Here is a 23532-nt window from a genome sequence, read left to right on the forward strand (position 1 = left end):
TCCTGCTGCGAGCTGATCGGCAGCCCGAATCGCCGCCAACAACCATTATCGAATATAGTGCTTCTCGATCTCGATCACTTATTCCTGGGTCACTTACCTTGGTTACATCTCGCTTGGGATCACTTATCTCTTGTTCCTCTTTTGTTCCCGTCCCGTGATACGCCATACCGCAATACAGATACCTGCTTACCGATTACTGCTTCAGCACCCCGACCAAACGCTTCGCTTCACCGGTCGCCGTAGTAATCGTCTCGTAGATGTTGACCGTCAGCGGGTAATACTGCTCGTCGGTCTTCAAGTTGTCGAACGTGATGTACTGCTTGCCTGAGACGACGCGGTTCATGCCGGTGAACGGCAGCGTGCGGACCGAGATCAGCTTGCCGGTCGAATCGACGAGCTCCAGCGACATCTTAGAGAAGTTCGAATCGACGACGACATGCTCCTGACGGGTGATGTCCATCGAGAGGCCGAGCTTGTAAGTGTACGTCATCGGCGAGTACGGGTTCAGCGCGCTCGGCATGTTCGTACGGAAGCCGAGCTCCCAGTCGTTCAGCTTGACCTGGAACGGATAGAACGCCATGTTCTTGAGGTCCATCGTTTCCTTCTGCACGGCGACGCGGTACGAGCCAAGCGTCGTCACGGCCGGAGCGGCGGTCTTGAGATCGCTGAGCTTCAGCACGAACTCCTCGTCCTGCACTTCCTCCGGCATGTTGAATGCATAGCTGACGACATAGCTCGTCTGCGGCATGATCTCCGTGACCGTGCCGGCCTGACGGCTGCCGCTGTAGGTCATGCCCGACTTCGTGACGAGCTTCGTCCCAAGCGCCGGCAGCGGAATCGGCAGCTCACCGCTGTTCGTCAGCATGATCTTCGCGATGGCCGTCTGGTACCCTTCACCTTCGTTCACATGCTGGTGCAGCTCCACGAGCGACACAGCCAGGTTCGGATCGACCGCGTCCGCCGCGCCCTGCAGCGGGAACGGCCGGCCGTTCTCGACCTTAGCGGCAGCCGCAAACTCGGCGATGCCGTTCACGATCGGCAGCTTCATGCCGAAGCGGCCCACCGAATAAGCGCTCGCGGACACCTGGCCCTTGGCGTCCATCTGGCGGAACGTCTCCTGCGTCATCACATTGAACGACTTCAGGACCGTTCCTTTGTCCGTCGGAACCGCAAAGTGAATGTACCGCTGCTCGCCCGCTTCAAGGATGAGCGGGGAGGCTTCCGTCCGCTTGCCGCTGTACACCGTCTTGTCCGTACCCTCGGTGCCATCAGTGTGTCCGTCGATCGTAAAGTCCGGCACGGCTTCCTTCTTCGCCGATGGGTTCTTCACGAGCACCTTCACGGTCGTCACCGGCCCGTTCGCCGTATTATCCGTGCTCACCGATTCCGGCATGTAGACGAGTGGGGAATCCACAACCGGCGACAGCCGGAACGGCGTGCCCCAAGTGAGCGCCGCGTCCCCGAAGCCGGCGGAAGCACCGCTCCAGGCCTGGCCCGCCACCGGCACGGCCAGCTTCTGGCTCTCCTGCTTCGGATACGAGTACCAATCCACCGCATACCAAGCCAGCTCCGAAAGGTCCAGCGGCACCCGGCTGTCGACGGTGACCATGTAATTCAGCTCTTCCGTAGTGCCCGGCCGGATCGCATGGGCATTGAACACACTCGCCTGCAGCGGGTATTCGAAGCCGTCCGACGTGCGGGCGCGCAGCTCGAGGTCCGGAATTTTGGCTACCTTGGCCGCCGAGCTTCTCAGCTTGACCACGACGCCGATCTTCGTGCCTTCGCTCGTCGTCTCGTTCAGCAGGCTTTTCACTTCCACCTGCAGGTTGTCCGTGAGCTGGTAGGCTGCCGCTGCAGCCGTACCGGTCACCGTGTCATCCGCTGCCGTGACAGCCGCCGCATCGGCCAGGGCCAGTCGCGCCGTATCCGGCACCGTGCCCGACAGCAGCAGCGCCGTTGTCAGAAGAGCGGCCAGGGTTGTTTTTGTCCAGATCTTGTTGGTTGGTCTCATGCCATAATCTCCCCTACTTGCGTTGTTGTATGCACAGCTGCCGGCAGGGCAGCCTCTTGTGGTGCGGCGGGCAGGCCGGTGTCGGCCGAAGCCTTCGCCGCCTTCCTTGTTTCTCTCCAGAGCAGCAGTCCGATGATCAGCGAGTACACACCGATCATAAGCACGAACACGCCGAGTTCACTGGTAAAATACTTCAGCTCCCCGCCCCGGTACCCCATGCCCCGGATAAACTTGAAGAGCCAGGTCAGCGGCAGCAGATTCGAAATAATTTGGATCGGCGCCGGGAACATGATCGTGGCGACCTGCACGCCCGAGAGCATAAAGGACGGGTACACGATCGCGTACGTCCGCAGCGTGACCTTCGACGGCTCCGAAGCGGTCCAGCCGACCGCCATCCCCATCAGCGTCGCCGTCAGCGAGTACAGGAACAGCGGCAGCAGGAACGACAGCGGCTCGCCGACAAAACGAAGACCGCCGACCTGCTTCAGCAGGCCGAAGGCCAGCTGCAGCGAGATCGTATTGATCACCGCATACGGAAGCACGCGCAGCCACAGCCCGATGGGGGAGCGCAGCGCCTCCCGCAGGCGGCCCTCCATCCGAAGCCGGGGAACGATAGAGGCGGCAGCGATCGAGGTAATCCCGAGCGCCGTCACATTCACGAAGCCGATGACCATGAAGGCGATAAAATCCGACGTCGGATTGAACAGCAGACGCTGCTGCATGGAAAGCGGCGTCGCGGTTCCTGCCGCTGCCTCATCGCCCATGCCGAGGACCTTGAGCTTACCCACGGTCAGCGTCGTATTCTCGGTCGTAATGAGTTCCTGCATCCCCGAGCGGATGTTCCCGATCGCCGACGGCATCGAGTTGTCGATGAGGAAGCCGACGTTGATCGTCTTGCCCTGGAAGCGAAGCTGCTCCATGCCTCTTGGCAGGTACACGACGGCCATGTACTTCTCATTGGCCATCAGCGTCTCGGGAGCTATCGCCTCGTGGAACACGCCGGCGACGTCCATATACTGTGAAGCGTTGATTTTGTCCGTGAACTGGCGGCTGTAGAGCGAGTTGTCCTCGTCCACAACGGCGACTGGAACCTCGTTAATCTGTCCGTTCTGAAAAATATAGCCGAACACCGCCGCCATGATCAGCGGCGCGAGCAGGATCGACGGGATGAACTTGCTCGTCAGAACGTACTTCCACTCACTGAGCTGGGACTTCATCGACATGCACCTCCGCCGTCATGCCCGGCAGCAGCTTCTCCGTACGGTCAACGTAGACGCGCACCTGGAACGAGTTCAGATCGGCGGTTCCCTTCTCCCGGCTCATCCGGAGGGCGGCGAACTGCGGAGCGGCCGTGACGAATTGAACCTTGCCGTCCATTACATCACTCAGCGCGGCAAAATGCGTAGGCACCGCGGAGTCCGGATGGAACTTGCCCACCTGCGTTTCATCCACGTACAGGTCATAGTACAGCTTGCCGGTTTCGAGGAGAATGACCGGCGTTCCGGCGCCGACATTCTCGCCCGCCTTCGGCACCACCTTGACGATCTTGCCGTCGGCAGGCGCCTTGAGCGAGAGACGGTCCTTCTGAATCTGCAGCGACTGAAGCAGAATGTTCTGCTGCTCGAGCTGCTTCTTCAGCGCGTCTATCCCGATCTTCTGGTTGGCGATGTCCCCGCCGGCCAGCTCCTGCTGCTCGACGACGGCCGCAGCCCGGTCCGCCTGCAGCGCAGCCTGCTCGCGCTCCTTCTCCGTCGCACCGTTCAGCATCTTATCGAGCGCCGCCTGCTGCTGGTTCTTCGCATTCTCGAGCGTCGCCACCTGGCTGCGGGCATTCTCTACCGCGTCCCGGTGATCCTTGTAGTTATACGGATTATCATCGTAGCTCTCTTCCATATTCATCAGCTGGTTATACAGCTTGAGTGCGTGCGTGTACGATTCCTCAGCAGCGGCCACCGCCAGCTTCTGACGCTCGATATCCTCGGCCCGGGCGCCTTCGGCCACCTGTGCCTGCTGCGTCTGAGCCTGCGACAGGCCAATCTGCGCCTGCTTGACCGCGTTGCCGAGCTTGCTCTCTGCCACCCGGATGCCGTCTTCCGCCTGGGCGATCTTCAGCGTCGTCACCTCGATATCCGCCTGCGCCTTTTTGAGCTGCAGATCGATATCCGTCGGATCGAGCGTCATGAGCACATCGCCCTGCTTCACGCTTTGCTCCTCTTTGACCGGCAGATCGATGATCTTGCCCGCCACACCCTGGAACGATACGTTAATTTGCTCCGCCGTAAGAATGCTGGCTTTCGTTGCCGCCGACAGCGTCACCGCATCCTTACCTTCCGCCCGCAGCATGTACCCCCCGCCGCCGAGCGCGAGCGCCAATACCACAACAGCCGCTACTTGTTTCTTCATTCCCACACTTACCCCTCTCAGATAGTTACAGCCACTGCGCCTTACGGCACTGTAGAGCATTCATGATGAATCCGGTCGTGTACCTGACCACCTCGGCCCCGTTCTCCGAGGCCTGCCCCGGCTCGCCCGCTTCTTGGAACACGGGATCTAGAAATGCCGTGCTTCTTGCAAAAACCAGCGTCCCGATAATGGACTGGACGGTATGCCTCAGCGAGACATAGTGAAAATGTCCGTCCGCCCGGCCCTTCTCCAGAATCCTGATCAGCTGGCGCCACAGCCCATGAATCACGGATTGAACGCGCTCGAGCCGGGGGCTCTGCATCATGACCTCCTGCTGAAGCATGTTGATCAGCTCGGGCTCCGCCAGCCGGAACAAGGTAAACTCGCGGATCAGGGCACTCAAATCCTCGACGGGATCCTTCAGCTCATATTCCTTCTGGAGGAAGTCCGGGGCGAACGTTTCGAACAGCGCGAAGAACACATTCTCCTTGCCTCCGAAATGGTACGAGACGAGCGCAAGCGCCACACCCGCCTCATCGCAGATCTGCCGCACGGTCGTGCCCTCGAACCCTTTCTTCGCGAAGAGCTTCTTCGCCGCATTGAGAATCTTCAGCTTCACGTCTTCCTTGGCTTCCCTGCCTTCGGTTTCCCGTTTCAATGCAAGCCCTCCTTTGCTTCACACAGGCGATCACTAAGTTTAACACTCGTTTTGAACGTATGTTTTGAACGTTTGTTCAAATCTCTTCGTTGTTTATTTTACTACTAATGAATTCGGCATGTCAACGAAAATCATGCAGCTTTATCCCAAGGACGGACGTCCGCGACCTTCAGCCACGATCTCCTCACTCCGTTGCCTGAGAAGAAGGCTGCCCCCGCAGTGTCTATACTTATTGGTTAAATGGCTTTCGCCTCACATAAGGAATCAGGAATCCCTATGTTCATCTAATCAATGACCGGCAGCGGCAGCTCAGCATACGAGCAGCCGTGGCTTGCGGCCGCACAAGATAACCGCCTATGACGTTCTTTTAAGAACAAAGCGCGTTTATTAAACATCCCGGGTGATAGAAACGGGCTAAGCGAGTTACGCCTTCTAACCTGTGCACAAAAAAAGCACCGGCTGCGCCGCTGCCGGCACGCCGATGCTTCTCTTATTCAATCGTCTTTCGCCTATTGGACTTTCTTCAACCGGATCAGCACACTCTCAAAATCGCCATGCTGCACCGGCAGCGAAATGCCTGCATGCATGAGCTCATCGCCGCCGTACACCTCGCCCGACTCCAAGTCCGTGTAGTCCGCAGCCGGGTCGAGTCCCCGCAGCTTCAGCCGCTTGTAAGGCTCGTTCGGCTCCGCCAGCACATTGAAGTAGCAGGCCAGCACATCGTCCCCGCTCTCCGAGACGAACATCCAGGCGGCTTCAAGCTCCTCGAACGGCGAGATGAGGCGGTAGAAGCGGCCGAACTGCACGAATTCGCGCAGCTCCTTGTAGAGCGCCACCTGTGCCTTCGCCAGCTCCTTCTCCTCCGCGGTGAACTTCGTCAGGTCGAGCTCGTAGCCGAAATTGCCGCTCATTGCGACATCGCCGCGCATCTTCAGGGACGTCATCCGGTGCACCTGGTGATTCGGCACCGCGGAGATATGGGCGCCCATCGCGGAGACGGGATACACGATGCTCGTCCCGTACTGGATCTTCAGGCGGGAGACCGCGTCCGTATTGTCGCTGGTCCACGTCTGCGGCATATAGTGCAGGATGCCCGGGTCGAACCGGCCGCCGCCTCCCGAGCAGCTCTCGAACAGCACCTGCGGGAATGCCGTGGTAATCCGCTCCATGACCGAGTAGAGACCGAGCATGTAGCGGTGCGCCGTCTCCCGCTGGCGCTCCGGCGGCAGCGCCGCGGAGCCGATCTCCGTCATGTGGCGGTTCATATCCCATTTGACGTAGGAGATTGGCGCACTGGCCAGCACGCCCGATACCGTCTCGACGATATAGTCGCACACCTCGGGACGGGAGAGATCGAGGATGAGCTGGTTGCGGCCTTCGGAACGGACCCGTCCCGGTACGTGCAGGCACCAATCCGGATGCCTGCGGTACAGCTCGCTGTCCACCGAGATCATCTCCGGCTCGAACCAGAGGCCGAACTGCAGCCCCAGCCCCTTCACCCGCTGCGCCAGATCGTCCAGCCCCTGCGGAAGCTTCGCCTTGTCCACGAACCAGTCGCCGAGCGAGGTCGTATCGTCGTTGCGCCGGCCGAACCAGCCGTCGTCGAGCACGAACAGCTCGATGCCGAGCTCCCGTCCGGCCTTCGCGATGTCTTCGATTTTCTCGGCCGTGAAGTCAAAATACGTCGCTTCCCAATTGTTGATGAGCACCGGTCTCGGCTTGTCGCGGAACTCGCCGCGGCACAGCCGGGTGCGGTAAAGCTCATGATACGTCTGTGACATGCCGGTCAGCCCCTCGGCCGAGTACACCATGACCGCTTCCGGCGTCTGGAACGCAACGCCTGGCTCCAGCAGCCAGCTGAAGTCGAACGGGTTGATCCCTAAGGACACACGGGTCGTATACCACTGGTCCACCTCAGCCGAGGCGAGGAAGCTCCCGCTGTACACGAGATTGAAGCCGTAAGCCTCACCCTGCTCCTCCGTCGTCCCCCTGCCAAGCAAGGCTATGAAGGGATTCTGCTGGTGCGAGCTGGCGCCCCGGCGGCTCTCGACAGACTGCGTGCCGCTGGCCAGCGCCCGCCGCTCAATATACCGCTCTCTCGCCCATGCGCCCGGCAGCGTGAGGAGATCGAACCTGTGGTGCGGGAAGTCCACGCTGGCACTCATGGCACGCAGCAACCGCAGCGGCTCCTTCCCCCCATTGATGACCCGGGAGCTGCGGGTAATGACATTCCGGCTGCGGTACGCCGTGTAGGACAGCTCCACGCGCAGTCCGGTCAGCGCATCTTCGAGCAGGAGCTTCAGCGTGTCCGCTTCCTCCTCCGCCTCCACATAAGTGGAGGGAAGCCCTTCGAGCGGCGGTTTGCCGGCTGTGATTTCATGCGATATGTATTGGAAGTCCGTTACGGTCGTTCCATTGGCAAGCTGAATCTGGTAGGCCGGCTGGCGGAAATCCGAATTGCCGTAGCCCGGGTACTCCAGCGGCAGGGCGTCCAGAGAGTAGCTGCGGTCCGGAGGGCTTGGGTTCGGGGAGAACGCGCGGTCACGCGTGCGGATCACATGGTCCATCGCCAGGGAACGCACCTTAGCACCCCAGTACAAATGAACGACATGGCCGCTTGGATAAACCTGCAGAATGTAACTGCTCCCGCCCGCCTGCAGATGAAATTGCCGCTGCTCTTCTTGGTAACGAATGCTCATATCGGTTCAGGCTCCTCTTTTTGTACAAGTAGTCGTGGTTTCTTCCCTCATGATACCCTCCGTCCTCCCGGCCGGATATGGAGGGATGACTCCATTGTATGGAGGAATGTAGGACGTTCACCGGCAGCCTTCGATTCACATGGAATCGGAGTCGTTTTTATTCGACATTTTTCATCATATTCTTCGGCCGGTATGGTATAATGGCTTATGAATTTGGAAGGGAGTGAAGGAGACCCATAACCTTATGAGCGATCAGCCAGCATACACAACGCCGCCGAATTCCAGAGCAAGCTATTATGAAGCCTTGTTTACCGCGGCCACCAAGGGCTGCGTGATCATTCACTTGATGTGGACGATGCTGTTCTGGGGACTCGGCGTGCTTCCGATGGTTCTCTATAACGCTCTAAGCACCTGCTTTTTTATCTGCTCCTATCTCTTCCTTCTCAAAAAGCATCATACCCTGTGGGCACTGCTGCTTCACCTCGAGATTCGGCTGCACATGGTACTTGCCTCGGTGACGGTAGGCTGGGAAACGGGCTTTCATTATTATTTTTTCATTCTGATTTTTGCCGCCTTTATGATCCCCATGTATGGCCGTCCCATGCGGATTTTCCTGGCGGTCTCCGACGTAGTGATTTACCTGCTGCTCTATAGCTACACGCCCCTACCTCGTTATCCCGTGCCGGACCTGTACGTTGATCTTGTGAATATACATAATATCGTCCTGGTAACGGTAACCATCGCCCTTCTCTCTTCCGTGTTCCGCAAGCGGATCACCGAGACGGTAGGAGAGCTGCAGAATGCGGCCAGCACGGATCCGCTTACCGGACTGCTCAACCGCAGATCCATGTACACCCGCCTGGAAAGGGAACAAAACCGCTCGCAGGCTCATGGAATCTCCTACTGCGTTCTGCTGTGCGATATTGATAACTTCAAGACGTTCAACGATTTGTACGGACACGATTGCGGGGATTATGTACTGCGCGATTGTGCCGATTCGATCCGGCGGCTGGTCCGCACCGGTGACGCCGTATCGAGATGGGGCGGCGAAGAATTCCTGATCCTCCTGCCGGAAACCGCATTGGAAGAAGCGGCGAGCATCGCCGAACGAATCCGCTCCCATCTGTACGAATCAGTCCATTCGTATGAAGGCAGGGAACTGCACATCAGCCTGACCTTCGGGCTGGCCGCTTGTCCTCCTGCCCGTTCCGTCAATGACTGCATCCAACAGGCGGACCAAGCGTTAATGCTGGGCAAGCAGGAAGGTAAAAACCGTGTGGTCACCCAGTTTTCCTTAAGCTCTATCGAACCATAATCATGCCCTACTCTCCGGCTCCCGCCAGAGGGTAGGGCATTTCCTGCTGCACCGGGACCTCTAACTCACAGAACGGACCCGGCCGAACATGAAGCCATAGGACGCCCCGTTCGTATCTCGCTATGCTCAATCCGTCGCCGGTAGGCACGCCTGCGGTTACCGCTGGGCGGCTCTCTATACTGCGCCGGCACTTCTCGCTGAACAGATCCCGATAAGGCGTATAGGACTTGCCGCCGGCGAGCACACGCATCGTATCCGAACGTGCGTGTCTAAGGATAACGATCCCTTCCCCCGGGTAGCCTTCTACGTAAAAGGGCGTTCCTCCCTCGGCCGTTGAAGGTCCTGCCTGCAAAGCCAGCCCCTCGGGTGGGCTTGGTTGCGAGTCTTGTCCGTGCTGCGGTGACGCAGCCTGTCGGCTCCCTGTCTGCCCTGCTTGTCCTTCCGGCGTCGCCGGTACCCGCACAGTTCCTGCCGGTGCAGTTTTGCCTTGCTGCGCAGTCAGGGATTGCTGGGTCGCGGTCTGCTCTATTGGATCCTCCGGCATCGGCGGGACATGCTGCTGCCCTTCCTGTGTCATCACGGCCTGATCGCTCCCGGGCTGCCCAGCTTGCCCTTCCTGCGACACCGATACCTGCTGCGCTGCCGGGGCCTGAGGTCCCCTTACCCGTTCACCGGCTGCAAGCTCGATCCTGGCTGCAGTCTCTCCTGTCCCGTCATCCCACACAGTCATAAGCCTGCCGTCATGTATCAGCACCCGATCCCCTGCGGCCGTCACATTTTTCCCATTGCCCCAGTGATACTCTAGCGTCTCTCTCTGTATGACTTCCCCCTCTCGAATGTAAGTCAGAACCACCAAGTCGTGGACCTGCGGCTCGCCGTAGGATTGAGTGGCTTGAAGCACCATTCCCTTCTTCAGCACCGTGAGTTCATAGCGAAACGGATACCTGCTAGGCCCGCCAGGATAGTCGGCTTTCAGTCCAGCGATCAGCCCTCCCAAAGCCTTCGGTAGTTTCGGTATTTCGACAACCTCTTCTGGCGATACGGCACCTTTGGGAGCGGCCAGCCAGATCCCCTCCTTCATCCCAAGCTCATAAACACCGGGCTCCAGCCTGAAATCCCGACCTCCCCCCACTGCGTACAGAAGGGCCGCACACACGATTACTGCTCCTGCCAGCAGCACATTCTTCCTTACCGTCCCTGCCCATGAACCTTTCACCCTCTTCCCCCCTTGAACCATGCCAATATAGTAAAGGACAGGACACGCACACCCAATTTACCAGACGCTGGAATTCCCCAAAAGGTTTGGACCCACAAAAAAGCCAGGACCCCAAGCGATGTTCGCTTGAAATCCTGGCTGCTGTTTTGCGAAATGCATGAAAAGCTTACTTGCCGAGCTGGTGAATCGGATGACCGAGCGCGCCTTCGGCGGCGTCCATCGTGATCTCGCCCAGTGTCGGGTGAGCGTGAATCGTCAGAGCGATATCTTCGAGGGTAGCGCCCATCTCGATGCCGAGCGTCAGCTCTGCAATCAGGTTGGAGGCTTCTGCTCCTACGACGAATCCGCCGACGAGTACGCCGGTGTCTTTGTCCGCGATCAGCTTCACGAAGCCATCGGTCGCGTTCATCGACTGGGCACGGCCGTTAGCTCCGTACGGGAACTTGCCTACAACCGTGTTGATGCCTTTGGCCTTCGCTTCGCTTTCGCTGAGACCTACGCCGGCAATCTCCGGATCGGAGAAGACTACGGCCGGGATGACCTTGTAGTCTACGACGCTAGGCAGTCCCGCGATCGACTCTGCCGCCACTTTCGCTTCGTAGGAAGCTTTGTGGGCCAGTGCCGGACCTGGAACGATGTCGCCGATCGCGTAGATGTGGGGCACGTTCGTCTGGCCCTTCTCGTTGACCTTGATGAGGCCGCGCTCGCCGATCTCAACACCTGCGAGCTCGAGGGACAGATCGCCGTCGGTATTCGGGCGGCGTCCGACCGTAACGAGGACATAATCCGCCGTGACTTTCTTCTCTTCGCCTTTGACCGTGTACGTTACCGTTACGGAGTCGCCGGACTGCTCGGAGCCCTGCGCCATGGCTTCGGTGACCACTTCCACCTCAAGCTTCTTGAGGTTGCGCGCCACGAGCGAGGACAGGTCCTTCTCAAAGCCCGGCAGGATGTGGTCGGAGCCTTCAAGCACGGTTACCTTCGTACCGAACTTCGCGAACGTCTGGCCGAGCTCGATGCCGATGTAGCCGCCGCCGATGACGACCATGCTCTTCGGAATCTCGCTGAGCTGCAAAGCTTCCGTCGAGGACAGGATGCGTCCGCCGAACGGGAACGTCTTGAGCTCGATCGGACGGGAGCCCGTCGCGATGATGCAGTAGTTGAACTTGTAACGTGCGGTTTCATTATCGTTGAACACGCGGGCTTCATTCTCGTTGATGAACAGAGCCTCGCCGTTGAATACCTGAATCTTGTTGCCCTTGAGCAGCATGCCTACGCCGCCGGTCTGCTTCTTCACGATGCCATTCTTCCATTCCTGCACCTTCGCGAAGTCCACAGCTACGTTATCCGCCGAGATCCCGATGGAGGAGCTGTGCTTGGCCACTTCATAGTGATGGGCCGCGCTGATCAGCGCCTTGGACGGGATGCAGCCGCGGTTCAAGCAGACGCCGCCGAGTTCGGCCTTGTCCACGATGAGCACGCTCTTGCCCAGCTGGGCGGCACGGATGGCCGCCACGTAACCGCCAGGACCGGCACCAATGACGAGAACGTCAATTTCTACCGATGCGTCACCTACTACCATAGCGATTACACCTCCATGATCAGCAGCTCAGGATCTGCGAGCAGCTGCTTAATGTAGTTCATAAAGTTCTGTGCCGTAGCACCGTCGATAATCCGGTGGTCGAAGCTCAGAGACAGCGCCATGACCGGAGCCACGACGATCTCGCCGTTCTTCACGACCGGCTTCTCCGTGATGCGGCCGGTTCCGAGGATCGCCACTTCAGGGAAGTTGATGACCGGCGTAAAGAACATGCCGCCTGCCGAACCGATGTTGGTGATCGTCAGCGTGGAGCCCTTCAGTTCCGTCGGTCCGAGCTTGCCTTCGCGTCCGCGGGCAGCCAGGTCCTTGATGCTTGCTGCGATTGTCCAGATATTCTTGCGGTCCGCATCCTGGATAACCGGTACAAGCAGACCGTTATCCGTGTCGGTAGCGATACCGATGTTGTAGTACTTCTTGTAGACGATCTCCTGCTTCTCTTCGTCGATCATGGCGTTCATAACAGGGAACTGGCGTGCCGCTGCCACGAGTGCCTTCACGATGAACGGCAGGTACGTTAGCTTCATGCCCTTCTTCTCAGCCATGGCTTTGTTGGCACGGCCGCGCAGAGCTACGAGCTCCGTAACGTCGACTTCGTCCATCAGCGTAACGTGAGGAGCCGTGTACACGCTCTTCACCATGGCGTTCGCGATCGCCTTGCGGATGCCCTTCAGAGGTACGCGCTCTTCGACGCGGTCGCCACTGACAGCTGCCGCTGCGGATGCCGCTGGAGCTGCTGCTGCAGGAGCCGCTGTGCTTGCCGCAGGCGCTGCCGTTGCAGGAGCTGCCGCTGCGCCAGGCGTGAAGCCGAGCACGTCCTCGCGGGTGATGCGGCCGTTCTTGCCGGTCGGCGTCACTTGAGCGAGGTTCACGCCTTTCTCACGGGCCAGCTTGCGCACGCTAGGCGTAGCCAGCACGCCGCTTGGCGTTACCGCCGGCTGGGCTGCAGCTGCCGGAGCGCCGCCTGCCATCGGCGTGTCGATCTTGCTGTTCGCGACGTTCGCCGCGACGGAGCTGCCTACCGGCTCGATGCCGCCGACAGCCGCTTCGGCTTCCGTCTTCGCTGCAGCCGGCGTTGCCGCCTCTGCTGCACTTGGCGCTTCACCGTGGCCGTGTGCCTGCTCAGGCACTTCGCCGGTTACGTCGATTACAGCGATGACGTCGCCAACCGTACATACCGTGCCTTCGCCGACTTTGATCTCGACGATGGTGCCTTCTACAGGAGAGGGAACTTCTACGGTGGATTTATCGTTTTGAACGTCCATCAGGATCGTTTCGTCATTGACTTTATCGCCGGCTTTGACATGCCACTTGACAATCTCGCCTTCGTGGATGCCTTCGCCCAGCTCTGGAAACCGGTACTCAAACTTTGCCATGGTCGCTCACCGTCCTTATTGATCGCTTCGATTTAGAAATCCAGTACTTTGTTCAGGCCCGCAACGATCTTCGCCGCATTAGGCAGCCACTGATCTTCGACTTGGGCGAACGGATACACCGTATCCGGCGGAGCCACACGCAGTACAGGCGCTTCGAGGTGCAGAATCGCCTTCTCGTTGATCTGCGCGATCACTTCTGCCGCGATACCGGAAGTCTTCTGAGCTTCCTGCACGACAATCGCACGGTTGGTTTTCTTGATGGACTCGACGATCGTGTCGGTATCGAGCGGCATCAGGGTACGGAGGTCGATGACTTCCACTTTCACGCCGCGGGTCTTCTCGATCTCTTCGGCTGCCTTCAGGGACGTGTGAACCATAGCGCCGTACGTGATGATCGTCACGTCGGAACCTTCGCGGACCACGTTGGCTTTGCCGATCGGCACCGTGTACTCGCCCTCAGGCACTTCCGCACGGAACGAACGGTACAGGTTCAAGTGCTCCATGAAGAATACCGGATCGTTGTCGCGGATCGCGGAGATCAGCAGGCCTTTGGCATCGTAAGGATTGGAAGGCACGACAACCTTGATCCCCGGCGTCTGAACGAGGAGACCTTCGAGCGGGTCGGTATGAAGCTCAGCTGCCTTTACGCCGCCGCCGAAAGGCGTACGGATCGTGATTGGAGCCTGGTACTTGCCGCCAGAGCGGTAACGCATACGGGCTGCCTGCACGGCGATCTGGTCGAAGGCTTCATAGATAAAGCCGACGAACTGGATCTCCATGATCGGACGGAAGCCCTGCGTTGCCATACCGACAGCCATACCGCCGATAGCGGCTTCGGCCAGCGGCGTATCGTATACGCGCTCTTCGCCGAACTCGGCCTGCAGGCCTTCGGTCGCACGGAATACGCCGCCGACTTTACCTACATCCTCACCGAAAATTACCACGTTAGGATCACGCTGAAGCTCGACGCGCATTGCGTCTTTTATCGCTTGAATCATTGTCATTTGAGCCATGGCTGAATGTCCTCCCCTTTACGCTAAGTAATCCGCTTTTTGCTCTTCGAGATGCTGCGGTGTCGTTTCGAACATGGAATCGATCAGGCCGGGAATCGTCATTTTCTCGGTCGTCTCGGCTTTCTTGATCTGCTCCGCCACCGTGTTCTTCGCGTCTTCCACGACAGCCGCTTCTTCGGCTTCGCTCCACAGGCCCTTGTTCACCAGGAACGTGCGGAATCGGTTCAGCGGATCCTTCTGCTCCCATTCAGCCGTTTCTTCTTTCGTACGGTACTTGGAAGGGTCGTCACCGGACATCGAGTGCGGCAGGAAGCGGTAAGTCAGGGCTTCGATCAGCGTCGCGCCTTCGCCGTTGCGGCCGCGCTCGGCAGCATCCTGAACAGCCTTCACGACAGCGAGAACGTCCATGCCGTCTACCTGTACGCCAGTGATACCGGCAGCAACTGCCTTATGCGCTACGGACATTGCCGCCGTCTGCTTGGCAAACGGAGTCGTGATCGCATAGCCGTTGTTCTGAACCATGAAGATCGAAGGCAGCTTGAATGCGCCCGCGAAGTTCAGCGCTTCGTAGAAGTCGCCCTCGGAGGAACCGCCGTCACCCGTGTAAGTGATCGAAACGCGCTTCTCGCCTTTTTTCTTGAACGCCATAGCCACGCCCATTGCGTGCAGGTACTGCGCGCCGATGATGATCTGCGGCATCAGGACATGTACGTCGTCCGGAATCTGGCCGCCATGCTGGTGGCCGCGGGAGTACAGAAACGCCTGGTACATCGGCAGGCCGTGCCATACGATCTGCGGCATGTCACGGTAGCCCGGGCAGATGAAATCGTCTTTATTGAGAGCGAACTCGGAACCGACCATTGTCGCTTCCTGTCCGGATACCGGTGCATAAAAACCAAGACGGCCTTGGCGCGTCAGGTTAACGGCGCGCTGGTCCCACGTGCGTGTGAAGACCATGCGGCGCATGAGCTCCTTCAGCTGCTCGTCGGAGAGCTTAGGCATCTCGTCCGGATTGACGACCGTACCGTCGGTGCCGAGTACGGACAAAGGCTTTACTTCCTGCACTGCCACTACATATGACTTGTCTTGCACGCCCGCTACAGATGGCTTGCTCATAAGTATAGTCACCTCGAAGATAGAATTTGGGGTTGAAGGTATTGCTGAAGATCCTGCCCGCTCTGGAGAAAAGGAAAGAACTTCTGTTATAGTAGTATTATAAACCTGTTTTTGTGCAGAACACAAGAACTTACTTGAAAAATGCCGAGTCTTTTGTGGTATACCATTGGTACAGTGTAACAAAATAGATAGTACAGTTTCATGAATTGTTAAGAAACTATTATAATACAAGCCCCAAAGGAGAAGGTTCCCATGGATGAAAATGTCTATCTCAAACGAACGATTGTCAAAGAGCAGGTCCCGTCGACCCTTTTGGACGCTCCGAGACCGCTGCGGATCTACCTGCCGCCCGGCTATAACGAGCTGATCACCTACCCTGTGATCTACTGCCAGGACGGGGAGGATTTCTTCAACTTCGGACGCATCGCCACGACGATGAACCGCCTGATCTACGATGACAATGTAGAGCCGGCCATCATCGTCGGCGTCGATGTCGACAAATCCGTGCGGACCGCGGAGTACGCGCCCGAAGGCGACCGGTTCGCCGCTTATTGCCGATTCTTTGCGGAAGAGCTGCTGCCTTTTGTCGAGAGCCGCTACCCGGTCCGAAGCTCCGCGGAGGACCGCATCCTTGCGGGGGACTCGCTCGGGGGAACGGTTTCGCTGCATCTTGCCTTGGATTATCGTAGCCTGTTTTACCGGGTCCTATCCTTATCGGGCGCATTTTTGGAGGGCACCCGCAGCCGCATCGCGCAGGAAACCGATCTAGCCTGGCTCGAGCTCCACATGGTGATCGGCACGGAGGAAACCGAAGTGTCCACCGAACGCGGCACGTATGATTTCCTCGAAGCCAACCGGCAGTCCAAAGCGCTGCTCGAGGACCGGAACTGCCGCCTGACGTACGAGGAGAAGCCGGGCCGCCATGTGTGGGGGCTGTGGCAGCAGGAGCTGCCGGGCATGCTGAAGCGCATGATGGGGTAGCGGGAGTTACTGCACCAATAGAGTCCATACGTCACAAACAACCCTCTACACCTGCTAACATCCAGCGGGAATTCTTGCGGGGCCCTTATCGTTAAAGAAAATAACACAGCCCGGCCAACGATGGCCGGGCTGTGTTATTATTTCGAGCAACGAAGAAGACCGCTTAGGCTCAAGAACTCCTGTCGGGCGAATTCCCCTGAATGGAAACAACCCTGTACCGCTTTCGCCCGATTCTGATGCGTGATTTTAAAAATAAAGGAACTGAGATTCCTTATTCGACTATTTCCCATCATTTCCCGTTAAATAACGGAACTCAGATGCCTTATGAGTCCCCGATTGGCCTTTTACAAGGCAGCGGCTCCCGAATAGCGAACCTCAGTTCCGCTATTTGATAATTGGCCCTCGCTAAAAGCTACATAGCGAATCTGAGTTCCGCTATTTCTTCCAGGCTTCAAATGCTGCTGCTATAACAGCGTACTGTACCAGACAAATCAGCACCGCGTTTCCTGCAACTACACCTAAAGCAGGCGGAAATGGGCGACGGTCAGGCCCTCCGACGTCTGGCGAGTGCGCACAACGGACGCTCCAGCCTTGCCGCACTCCCGCCACGCGCATCCGCCACGACTCGGGCTTGCATCCGGGCTGCCGCACTTGCCCGCCGCCTACCGCGCGATGCCGTACCGGCGGCGCAGCACGGCCGCCATCTCCCGCACGTCCGCAGCCTCCGGTAGGCGGAAACGCTCAGCAGCGGCCCGCATGCCCTCCGACGTCTGGCGAGTGCGCACAGCGCGCGCTCCCCAGCCTTGCCGCACTCCCGCCACGCGCATCCGCCACGACTCGGGCCTGCATCCGGACTGCCGCACTGGCCCGCCGCCTACCGCGCGATGCCGTACCGCCGGCGCAGCTCGGCCGCCATCTCCCGCACTTCCGCAGCCTCCGGCAGGCGGAAGCGCTCAGCGGCGGCCCGCATGCCCTCCGGCGTCTGCCGGGCGCGCACGACACGCTTCACCGCATCGGTGAAGCGCTCCGCCCCGCGCCCGGCCGGCTCACCGGCGCCGAGGCCGGCCAGCTCCTGCAGCGAAGCCATGCTGCCCTCGGCGACATCGGGGTGGCCGAGCCCCTCCCGGCCTGCCGCTGCGCGGTCGTAGAAGCCCCGGGCCAGCCGGGCCATCGCTGTGCCGGAGCCTTCGACGATTACGAAGGCCTGCACGACGTATGCGTGGGCCTGGCGCCGCTGGGCGATGCCGCAGAACTTGCGACCGCCGATGGAGAGGTCGAAGTCCCCGGGGCAGTAAGCCCCGAGGATCTCGCCCTTCTCCACCCGGCATCCCGTCTCCTTCAGCGTCTCCGCGAGGAGCAGGTACATCCGCTCGAAGTCGTCGCGGAAGTCAATCTCCCCAGCCCGGCGCTTCGGCAGAATCAGCGAGACGTTGACGACGCCGGGATCGAGCGGAACCGCTGCGCCTCCCGAGTTGCGAACGACAGCGCAATACCCCTGGGCTTCCAGCCAGGCAGTCGCCTCTGCCGCTCCCGGAAGGCGCGAATCCCTCAGGCCCATCACGAAGCCCTTCGGGTGCCGCCACAGGTGGCACAGAGGTGCCCCGCCCTCGCCCACATGCCGGCACAGCAGTTCCTCAAGCGCAAAATGGTAGAGCACGTCCTGTTCGCCAAGCTCCTTCGTCCGGTCGAGCAGCAGCAGCTCGGGGAGCCCTAGATCCGTGAGTTCCCCTGCCGCCCGCTCCACTTGTACTTCTTCATTCATCTTATTCCCGTCCTTTATCCCGCATATGTCCCCCATTGTACGGGCTGCCCGCTGCCGATTGCAACCCTTCCCGCAGGACGTACTGTGCTTTATAGAAAATGCTCCACTCCCCCCGAATGAGGGTTACGGACAATGAATCCGCTGAGGCGCAGGCAGTGGCATCCATCCTCATGTCCCGGCTGTTAGAAGCACACACAGGAAAATCCTCACCTAAAGCGGCATCTGGGCTGCAGAGCTGCGCCGTCCCATACAACAAAACAAGGGGGCCCTCCACGAGAGCCCCCCACTGAAACACAAGACATGCTGCTAGTCATTCGATGCCCCTACATTACAATACGCTTTGTCACGATGCCCCTACATTACAATACGCTTGTCACGATGCCCCTACATTACAATACGCTTGTCACGATGCCCCTACATTACAATACGCTTGTCACGATGCCCCTACATTACAATACGCATGTCACGATGCCCCTACATTACAATACGCTTTGTCACGATGCGCCCCTGCATTACAATACGCTAGTCATTCGATGCCCCTACATTACAATACGCATGTCCCTTAATGCTCCTACAATACAGTACCGGCGGTTGCACCGGACATCCACGATCTCATCCGCCAGACGGATCCGCTTCCCATCCATGAATCCCTCTGTTCCCGTCTATCAGGAGCCCTGCTGCCCGCCGCCCGTATCCGGCACAGCCAGCTCCTCGATCCGCTCGATCGTCATCTGCCCCCATGGAGCCGCCTTCACCCGGACGGTGAGGTTCGAAGCCTGCGTCTCGAGCTTCCCCCCGGTTCCCTCCGGCACGTAATACCGCTCAATCCCGTAGCGTACGGACAATTGGCGTACGCTTTCGAAGTTCCTATCCCAGCCATACTCGACGATCCCCTTCAGCGCGGTTTCACCTGCCGCAAGAGACGGCTTCGAGCCATACACCGCCACCGGCACGGCGATCCCGTCCGCGCCCGGTTTCACGACGACGTAGGCCGTATCCCCCCGCTCCGGAGGCACCGTCTCCTTCCAGAGCGCGCCGTCCATCCGGCTGATCTCATAGCTCAGCGTCACATAATCGCCGTAGAAAATGTCGCGCGGGTCCACGGGCACGGTGCGCAGCCGGATTTCTTGACCGTACCAGCCCACCGCATAATAAGAAAGAGCGATTCCTGCAAGCACAAGCACTTGAGCGGCCGCGAAGAGGAGGGCCCACAAGCCGTGTTTGGATGAACCCGTCTTATTTTTCATCGAAGTCATCCTCCTTCACTTCGTTCAGGAACCGGTTTTTCCTCCGGTTCAGGAACCAGCTGAGACCGAGCAGCAGCACGCCTCCGAGAATGAAGAACAGCGATTTGTCCATGAAGGCCCACGTCAGTTTGCCATACGCCACCAGCGTACTGCAGATGAAGAGCAGCGTACCGAAGTTGATCTTGAAGCGGAATTCCTCCGCGTACCCCCGCCACAGCACATAGAAAGAGAAGAAGAACAGGGCCAGCAGGTACAGCACCTCATAGCCGGCAGGCAGATACACATAGGGAGCCAGCAGAATCCATTCGAATGCGCTGGATGCCCGCCCCTGCCGGAGCTTGCCTGCAAGCGACACGGCGAACACCAGCAGCAGAGCCGGTACGTAATACATCGGTCCGGAACGCAGTTCCGTCAGCATTCCGCTGTCCCATGCGGGCGGGAACAGGACCATGAAGACTGCAAACCCGTAAGCTGCGGCCAGCGGGGCGGTCTGCAGGGCATAGCCGCCATCCCGCTCCCGAAGCCAGTCACCCGCCGCATACAGCGCCATAGCCGGCACGAACATCCAGAGGAAGGAAAGCTCTCCGGAGGCCGCCCACATCAGCGAGTGCACCGTCCAGCTGAGGGCGCCGCACCAGGTAAGGAGCGCGCTGCACCACTTCAGGACCGGCACATACATGACAGCAGCCATCACCAGAAAAGCGGTGTAGCTGAACCCGCTGAAAGCCGAGACGCTGTACCACTGGGCGATATCGAACAGCAGCAGGGCCAGCAGCGCCAGGTATCTCGAGCGGTACAGATAAGCGGCCGCCGCGCCGGCGGTCGCCCACAAGATGAACGAGCCGGCGTTGTAGGCAACGAGGTGGAGCATCTGCCCGATCAGGATGATCCCCGCACCGAAGGTCATCACGCCCATTCCGGCAAAAGCCGTGGCGAATTTCTCCTGCCCCCGCCGCCTCATGACTTCGGCAGCCCCATAAAAACCGCCCAGAAAGACGGCTATCAGGGACAGCCGCAGCAGCTCCGGCAGATCCTGCCAGTTGGCCGCAATAAAGCTGAGAATGCCAAGCCCGACAAGAATGCTCCCCAGTATAGGCAGCAGCCCCGGGGCCTGCCTTTTATCTTTATACAGGTCCAGGATCCGTCCGGCCTGATCTTTCGTGACGATCCCCCGCTCCACCCACTGCGGGGCTTCCTTTTCCAACCATTTGCGGCTCATGTCACTTCACCTCTTGTCCTCTCCCGGCCTCCGCCGGCACAATATCATGCATCATGGACTATCATCTTTGACTCCAGTATACCTCCGGCTCCCCCGCCCCAAAAGTACTAACTTCCCCTAGTACCCCGTCATCCGCCTCCGGAAACAGACAGCCGCAAGGCCGCCCCCTAAGCCGCCACAGCCGGATAAGAGGCTTATTTCTATTTATGCGGAGCTGCATTATAATAATAGTATTCCGTCCTCCAGAAGGACGCCCCGGAGGGATGAAGCTTTACCATGATATCCAGACGCCTCTTTGTCAAACAGATGCTCGCCTTCTTTGCCCTGGCCGCCGGAAGTGCCGCCTCGGCCGTCCGGGTATTCGGACCGGGCTCCGAGAAGGATGCCGTTCCCCTCGCCGAGGCCGCCTCGCCGGCTGCAGACGATCCTTCGGGACCGGCGCTGCCGATCTCATCCTTTTTTCTGCTCAGTGACATCCATCTCTCGGCCGTTGACCCGACCATTGCCGATAAACTGCACCTGGCCCTTCAGGATATCTCCAAGTTCGAATCGAAAGTGGACACCGTCATCCTTGGGGGAGACCTGACCGATTTCGGGCGGACGATCGAATATGACCAGCTCCGGAAGATTCTCGGCAGCTACAAGCTGCCGCCGGTCTACGGCAACATGGGCAACCATGATTATTACGATATCTGGCTGACCTCCGCCGGCGCATTCTCCACCGAGACGATGCCCAACGGCAAGACGGACGCCATGGCCCGCGAGCGGTTCCAGCAGTTCTTCGGCCAGCCGAAGCCTTACCGCGATGTGTGGATCGGGGGCACCCACCTCATCCTGCTCTCGCAGGATTCTTATGTGCAGGAGCGTCCCGAGGTGGGCGAGGGCGCCTGGTATTCCGACGAACAGCTCGCCTGGTTTGAGGACGTGATGAAGGTGCACAACTACAGCCAGCCGGCCTTCGTCTTCATCCACCAGCCGCTGCCGGATCCCGGTACGGACGGGGGCACCCACCGCCTTATCAGGGCCAAACGATTCCGTGAGATTCTGGCGCCTTATCCCAACGTATTCGTCTTCTCGGGTCACTCGCACCGCAATTTCGTCGGGGAGAATCATTACAACCAGCAGAACACCTTCCACTGGTTCAACAACGCCTCCGTCGGCAAAACCCGTGCCAAGCCCGGCGGTACGGCGGGTACGCAGGTGCAGGGCATGCACGTGCAGGTGTTCGCCGACCGTGTGGTGGTCCGCGGACGGGAGTTCACGGACCGGTCGTGGATCGAAGGAGCTTCGTGGACCGTACCGCTTACTCGGCCCGGGCATACGTAAGTAAGACGAGGCTTACACCATATGGATGTGTCAAACCGACAAATGGAGGGTAATAGATCAGGTTAGGGAGCCGGCGGATCTGCAGCGGTCCGCCGGTCTGACCGGTTCCTCCTGCCAAACAGCCCAAAGAGCCGCGAGAGCAGCCGGATTTCCGGTCGTTCTCGCGGCTCTTTGGGCTGCACGTGTGACCCCGGAGGGCAGATCAGTTCAGCTTGTCATAACCGGACGGTGTCTCGAGATGAATGAACCGCAGCTTCCCGGCCTCCCTCGCACCCTTCGGCTCGGAACGCGAAGAGACGGCGAAGACGGCGAGGCCTCTGCGCTCATACCGCCGGACAAGCTCCACCTGCTTGGCAAGCCATCCGTCTTGGCGCCAGTCTCCCCGCCAATCCTCCCACAGGAAGCCTTGAAGGTAAGGGGAGGCGGCGGGGAGAGAACCGAAGCCCCGATTCTGAATCAAGTACAGCCCGGGGAACCGGGACTGCATCTCGCGGAGCAGGGTAACGTACGCCCGTTGAAGCTCTTCCCGGAGAGCGGGGTCCTTCACCGATTCGTCGATATCGCCCACCGTATCCAGCATCACCGCAGGGAAGCCCTTCTCCACCGCAGCGCCCAGCTCGTCCAAGAGCACCCTGCGGTACGACGGCTGTCGAGGATCCATCAGGTAAGAGTCCCACGCCGCAAAATGGGTCCGCTGCCCGCCCTGCAGCAGGTAATCTCCCGGCTGCAGCCGCTTCGTCCGGGCCTCATTCCATGTTGGCGACTCCATTACGCTAAGGTAGGCCGCCGGCAGGGTTCCCGCTTCCTTCAATTCCGCTACCTGTTCCGGAGTATAAAGCTGGGGTTCGACGATCGCCATGCCCGTCTTCCGGAGGGCTGCAAGCGCCTCAGCGGTAGGTTCGGCGTAGTAGATCTGAAAGTTTTTGATCTGCTGCAATGGTCCTTTCGCCTGCGCCTGGAAGCACCAAAAGGCAAAAAATGCCGCTCCCATACACAGGGCTGTGGCGGAGACCAGTCCCGCTGTCTTCATGGCAGCTCCTTCTTTCGGGGTAGTTTAGGGATAAGGCTGGCCGCTGTTATCAATATTATACAATGGAAGGCTCCTCCGCCTAAGGCCGGGATCCGGGTCTGCTTCCGGAGGATAACCCGAGGAGCATGATCTGCACGAGAAGAAGGAGGCTCTGCTCCATGAACTCATTGGCCCTCATTGACGACGATCCCATCCTCCTGTCCGTGCTTGAAGAAATCTTCAAGCTCCGAGGACTGCAGGTGACATCTTACAACAGCCCGCTGGCGGCTCTCGAACAGATTCCGGAGATCCGTCCCGATGCCGTTCTCTCCGACTGCCTTATGCCCCATATCGACGGCTTCGAGCTGTGCAGGAAGCTCCGGGGCTCGGCTGGCTTCTCGCGCACGCCCATTTTCCTCATGAGTGCGAAGCATGCCGTCAGCGAATTGTCCAAGGCCATGATGGCCGGTGCCGACGAGTATGTGATCAAGCCGTTCTCACCGGATGACCTGCTGAAGAAGCTGACCGAGACCTACGAAAAAAAGAACAACCCCGTCCGCATCAAACCCGGGGTAAGGTAATGG

The 23532-nt window shown here is 59.3% G+C and carries 18 protein-coding genes; 4 read left to right on the plus strand and 14 right to left on the minus strand.

The features are described from left to right. Window positions 1–193: 193 nt before the first annotated feature. From ACP26L_RS28440 to ACP26L_RS28460, 5 genes are all read right to left on the minus strand, one after another. A complete protein-coding gene (locus tag ACP26L_RS28440) occupies window positions 194–2011 on the minus strand; it encodes a hypothetical protein (RefSeq protein WP_426448522.1) in 1818 nt (605 codons plus the stop codon). Then, the gene (locus tag ACP26L_RS28445) at window positions 2008–3228 is read right to left on the minus strand and encodes an ABC transporter permease (protein WP_426448524.1); all 1221 of its coding nucleotides are present in this window, start codon (window positions 3226–3228) and stop codon (window positions 2008–2010) included. Before ACP26L_RS28445 ends, ACP26L_RS28440 begins: the two co-directional genes overlap by 4 nt. Then, a complete protein-coding gene (locus ACP26L_RS28450; RefSeq protein WP_426448526.1) occupies window positions 3209–4414 on the minus strand; it encodes an HlyD family secretion protein in 1206 nt (401 codons plus the stop codon). Before ACP26L_RS28450 ends, ACP26L_RS28445 begins: the two co-directional genes overlap by 20 nt. Window positions 4415–4439: 25 nt before the next feature. Beyond that, the gene (locus ACP26L_RS28455) at window positions 4440–5072 is read right to left on the minus strand and encodes a TetR/AcrR family transcriptional regulator (protein ID WP_426448527.1); all 633 of its coding nucleotides are present in this window, start codon (window positions 5070–5072) and stop codon (window positions 4440–4442) included. A 509-nt stretch (window positions 5073–5581) separates the two neighbouring features. Then, window positions 5582–7771, minus strand: a complete 2190-nt coding sequence (locus ACP26L_RS28460) for an alpha-galactosidase (RefSeq protein WP_426448529.1) — start codon at window positions 7769–7771, stop codon at window positions 5582–5584. Window positions 7772–8015: 244 nt separating this feature from the next. Here ACP26L_RS28460 and ACP26L_RS28465 point away from each other — a divergent pair, with 244 nt between their 5' ends. Then, complete coding sequence (locus tag ACP26L_RS28465) at window positions 8016–9086, plus strand: GGDEF domain-containing protein (protein WP_426448531.1); 1071 nt, start codon at window positions 8016–8018, stop codon at window positions 9084–9086. A gap of 7 nt (window positions 9087–9093) precedes the next feature. Here the strand turns inward: ACP26L_RS28465 and ACP26L_RS28470 are convergent, their stop codons facing one another. The 5 genes from ACP26L_RS28470 to pdhA all read right to left on the minus strand — a co-directional run bounded on the left by ACP26L_RS28470 (window position 9094) and on the right by pdhA (window position 15404). Then, window positions 9094–10302: a hypothetical protein gene (locus tag ACP26L_RS28470; protein WP_426448533.1), complete on the minus strand. Its 1209-nt coding sequence runs from the start codon at window positions 10300–10302 to the stop codon at window positions 9094–9096. A 166-nt stretch (window positions 10303–10468) separates the two neighbouring features. Next, window positions 10469–11884, minus strand: coding sequence for a dihydrolipoyl dehydrogenase (gene lpdA / locus ACP26L_RS28475; RefSeq protein ID WP_426448535.1), 1416 nt, complete (start codon window positions 11882–11884; stop codon window positions 10469–10471). A 5-nt stretch (window positions 11885–11889) separates the two neighbouring features. Further along, a complete protein-coding gene (locus ACP26L_RS28480) occupies window positions 11890–13275 on the minus strand; it encodes a dihydrolipoamide acetyltransferase family protein (protein WP_426448537.1) in 1386 nt (461 codons plus the stop codon). 32 nt (window positions 13276–13307) lie between these two features. Beyond that, a complete protein-coding gene (locus ACP26L_RS28485) occupies window positions 13308–14288 on the minus strand; it encodes an alpha-ketoacid dehydrogenase subunit beta (protein WP_426448539.1) in 981 nt (326 codons plus the stop codon). Window positions 14289–14306: 18 nt separating this feature from the next. Further along, window positions 14307–15404: a pyruvate dehydrogenase (acetyl-transferring) E1 component subunit alpha gene (gene pdhA, locus ACP26L_RS28490; RefSeq protein WP_014371907.1), complete on the minus strand. Its 1098-nt coding sequence runs from the start codon at window positions 15402–15404 to the stop codon at window positions 14307–14309. Between the two features lie 252 nt (window positions 15405–15656). Here pdhA and ACP26L_RS28495 point away from each other — a divergent pair, with 252 nt between their 5' ends. Then, window positions 15657–16385: an alpha/beta hydrolase gene (locus ACP26L_RS28495; protein ID WP_426448541.1), complete on the plus strand. Its 729-nt coding sequence runs from the start codon at window positions 15657–15659 to the stop codon at window positions 16383–16385. Window positions 16386–17259: 874 nt separating this feature from the next. Here ACP26L_RS28495 and ACP26L_RS28500 read toward each other — a convergent pair. From ACP26L_RS28500 to ACP26L_RS28510, 3 genes are all read right to left on the minus strand, one after another. Beyond that, a complete protein-coding gene (locus tag ACP26L_RS28500) occupies window positions 17260–18147 on the minus strand; it encodes a lipoate--protein ligase family protein (RefSeq protein WP_426448543.1) in 888 nt (295 codons plus the stop codon). A 665-nt stretch (window positions 18148–18812) separates the two neighbouring features. Further along, window positions 18813–19394, minus strand: coding sequence for a GDYXXLXY domain-containing protein (locus ACP26L_RS28505; RefSeq protein ID WP_426448545.1), 582 nt, complete (start codon window positions 19392–19394; stop codon window positions 18813–18815). Further along, window positions 19384–20613, minus strand: coding sequence for a DUF2157 domain-containing protein (locus tag ACP26L_RS28510; protein ID WP_426448546.1), 1230 nt, complete (start codon window positions 20611–20613; stop codon window positions 19384–19386). The genes ACP26L_RS28505 and ACP26L_RS28510 overlap by 11 nt, the downstream gene beginning before the upstream one ends. Window positions 20614–20889: 276 nt before the next feature. Between ACP26L_RS28510 and ACP26L_RS28515 the strand changes: the two genes are divergently transcribed. After that, on the plus strand, window positions 20890–21939 hold the full coding sequence (locus ACP26L_RS28515) for a metallophosphoesterase family protein (RefSeq protein WP_426448548.1): 1050 nt from the start codon (window positions 20890–20892) through the stop codon (window positions 21937–21939). 202 nt (window positions 21940–22141) lie between these two features. On the opposite strand, the gene ACP26L_RS28520 is transcribed toward ACP26L_RS28515, so the two are convergent. Then, window positions 22142–22969: an endo alpha-1,4 polygalactosaminidase gene (locus ACP26L_RS28520; protein ID WP_426448550.1), complete on the minus strand. Its 828-nt coding sequence runs from the start codon at window positions 22967–22969 to the stop codon at window positions 22142–22144. Window positions 22970–23127: 158 nt separating this feature from the next. Between ACP26L_RS28520 and ACP26L_RS28525 the strand changes: the two genes are divergently transcribed. Beyond that, the gene (locus ACP26L_RS28525; RefSeq protein ID WP_426448552.1) at window positions 23128–23529 is read left to right on the plus strand and encodes a response regulator; all 402 of its coding nucleotides are present in this window, start codon (window positions 23128–23130) and stop codon (window positions 23527–23529) included. Window positions 23530–23532 lie beyond the last annotated feature (3 nt).

The sequence above is a fragment of the Paenibacillus sp. S-38 genome (assembly GCF_049942825.1).
Classification (GTDB): domain Bacteria; phylum Bacillota; class Bacilli; order Paenibacillales; family NBRC-103111; genus Paenibacillus_G.

What these genes read in the sequence shown, in the direction of transcription:
- ACP26L_RS28440 (WP_426448522.1), bottom strand. Translation starts at nt 2,011, where the DNA reads ATGAGACCAACCAACAAGATCTGGACAAAAACAACCCTGGCCGCTCTT.
- ACP26L_RS28445 (WP_426448524.1), bottom strand. Translation starts at nt 3,228, where the DNA reads ATGAAGTCCCAGCTCAGTGAGTGGAAGTACGTTCTGACGAGCAAGTTC.
- ACP26L_RS28450 (WP_426448526.1), bottom strand. Translation starts at nt 4,414, where the DNA reads ATGAAGAAACAAGTAGCGGCTGTTGTGGTATTGGCGCTCGCGCTCGGC.
- ACP26L_RS28460 (WP_426448529.1), bottom strand. Translation starts at nt 7,771, where the DNA reads ATGAGCATTCGTTACCAAGAAGAGCAGCGGCAATTTCATCTGCAGGCG.
- ACP26L_RS28465 (WP_426448531.1), top strand. Translation starts at nt 8,016, where the DNA reads ATGAGCGATCAGCCAGCATACACAACGCCGCCGAATTCCAGAGCAAGC.
- lpdA (WP_426448535.1), bottom strand. Translation starts at nt 11,884, where the DNA reads ATGGTAGTAGGTGACGCATCGGTAGAAATTGACGTTCTCGTCATTGGT.
- ACP26L_RS28480 (WP_426448537.1), bottom strand. Translation starts at nt 13,275, where the DNA reads ATGGCAAAGTTTGAGTACCGGTTTCCAGAGCTGGGCGAAGGCATCCAC.
- ACP26L_RS28485 (WP_426448539.1), bottom strand. Translation starts at nt 14,288, where the DNA reads ATGGCTCAAATGACAATGATTCAAGCGATAAAAGACGCAATGCGCGTC.
- pdhA (WP_014371907.1), bottom strand. Translation starts at nt 15,404, where the DNA reads ATGAGCAAGCCATCTGTAGCGGGCGTGCAAGACAAGTCATATGTAGTG.
- ACP26L_RS28495 (WP_426448541.1), top strand. Translation starts at nt 15,657, where the DNA reads ATGGATGAAAATGTCTATCTCAAACGAACGATTGTCAAAGAGCAGGTC.
- ACP26L_RS28500 (WP_426448543.1), bottom strand. Translation starts at nt 18,147, where the DNA reads ATGAATGAAGAAGTACAAGTGGAGCGGGCGGCAGGGGAACTCACGGAT.
- ACP26L_RS28505 (WP_426448545.1), bottom strand. Translation starts at nt 19,394, where the DNA reads ATGAAAAATAAGACGGGTTCATCCAAACACGGCTTGTGGGCCCTCCTC.
- ACP26L_RS28510 (WP_426448546.1), bottom strand. Translation starts at nt 20,613, where the DNA reads ATGAGCCGCAAATGGTTGGAAAAGGAAGCCCCGCAGTGGGTGGAGCGG.
- ACP26L_RS28515 (WP_426448548.1), top strand. Translation starts at nt 20,890, where the DNA reads ATGATATCCAGACGCCTCTTTGTCAAACAGATGCTCGCCTTCTTTGCC.
- ACP26L_RS28520 (WP_426448550.1), bottom strand. Translation starts at nt 22,969, where the DNA reads ATGAAGACAGCGGGACTGGTCTCCGCCACAGCCCTGTGTATGGGAGCG.
- ACP26L_RS28525 (WP_426448552.1), top strand. Translation starts at nt 23,128, where the DNA reads ATGAACTCATTGGCCCTCATTGACGACGATCCCATCCTCCTGTCCGTG.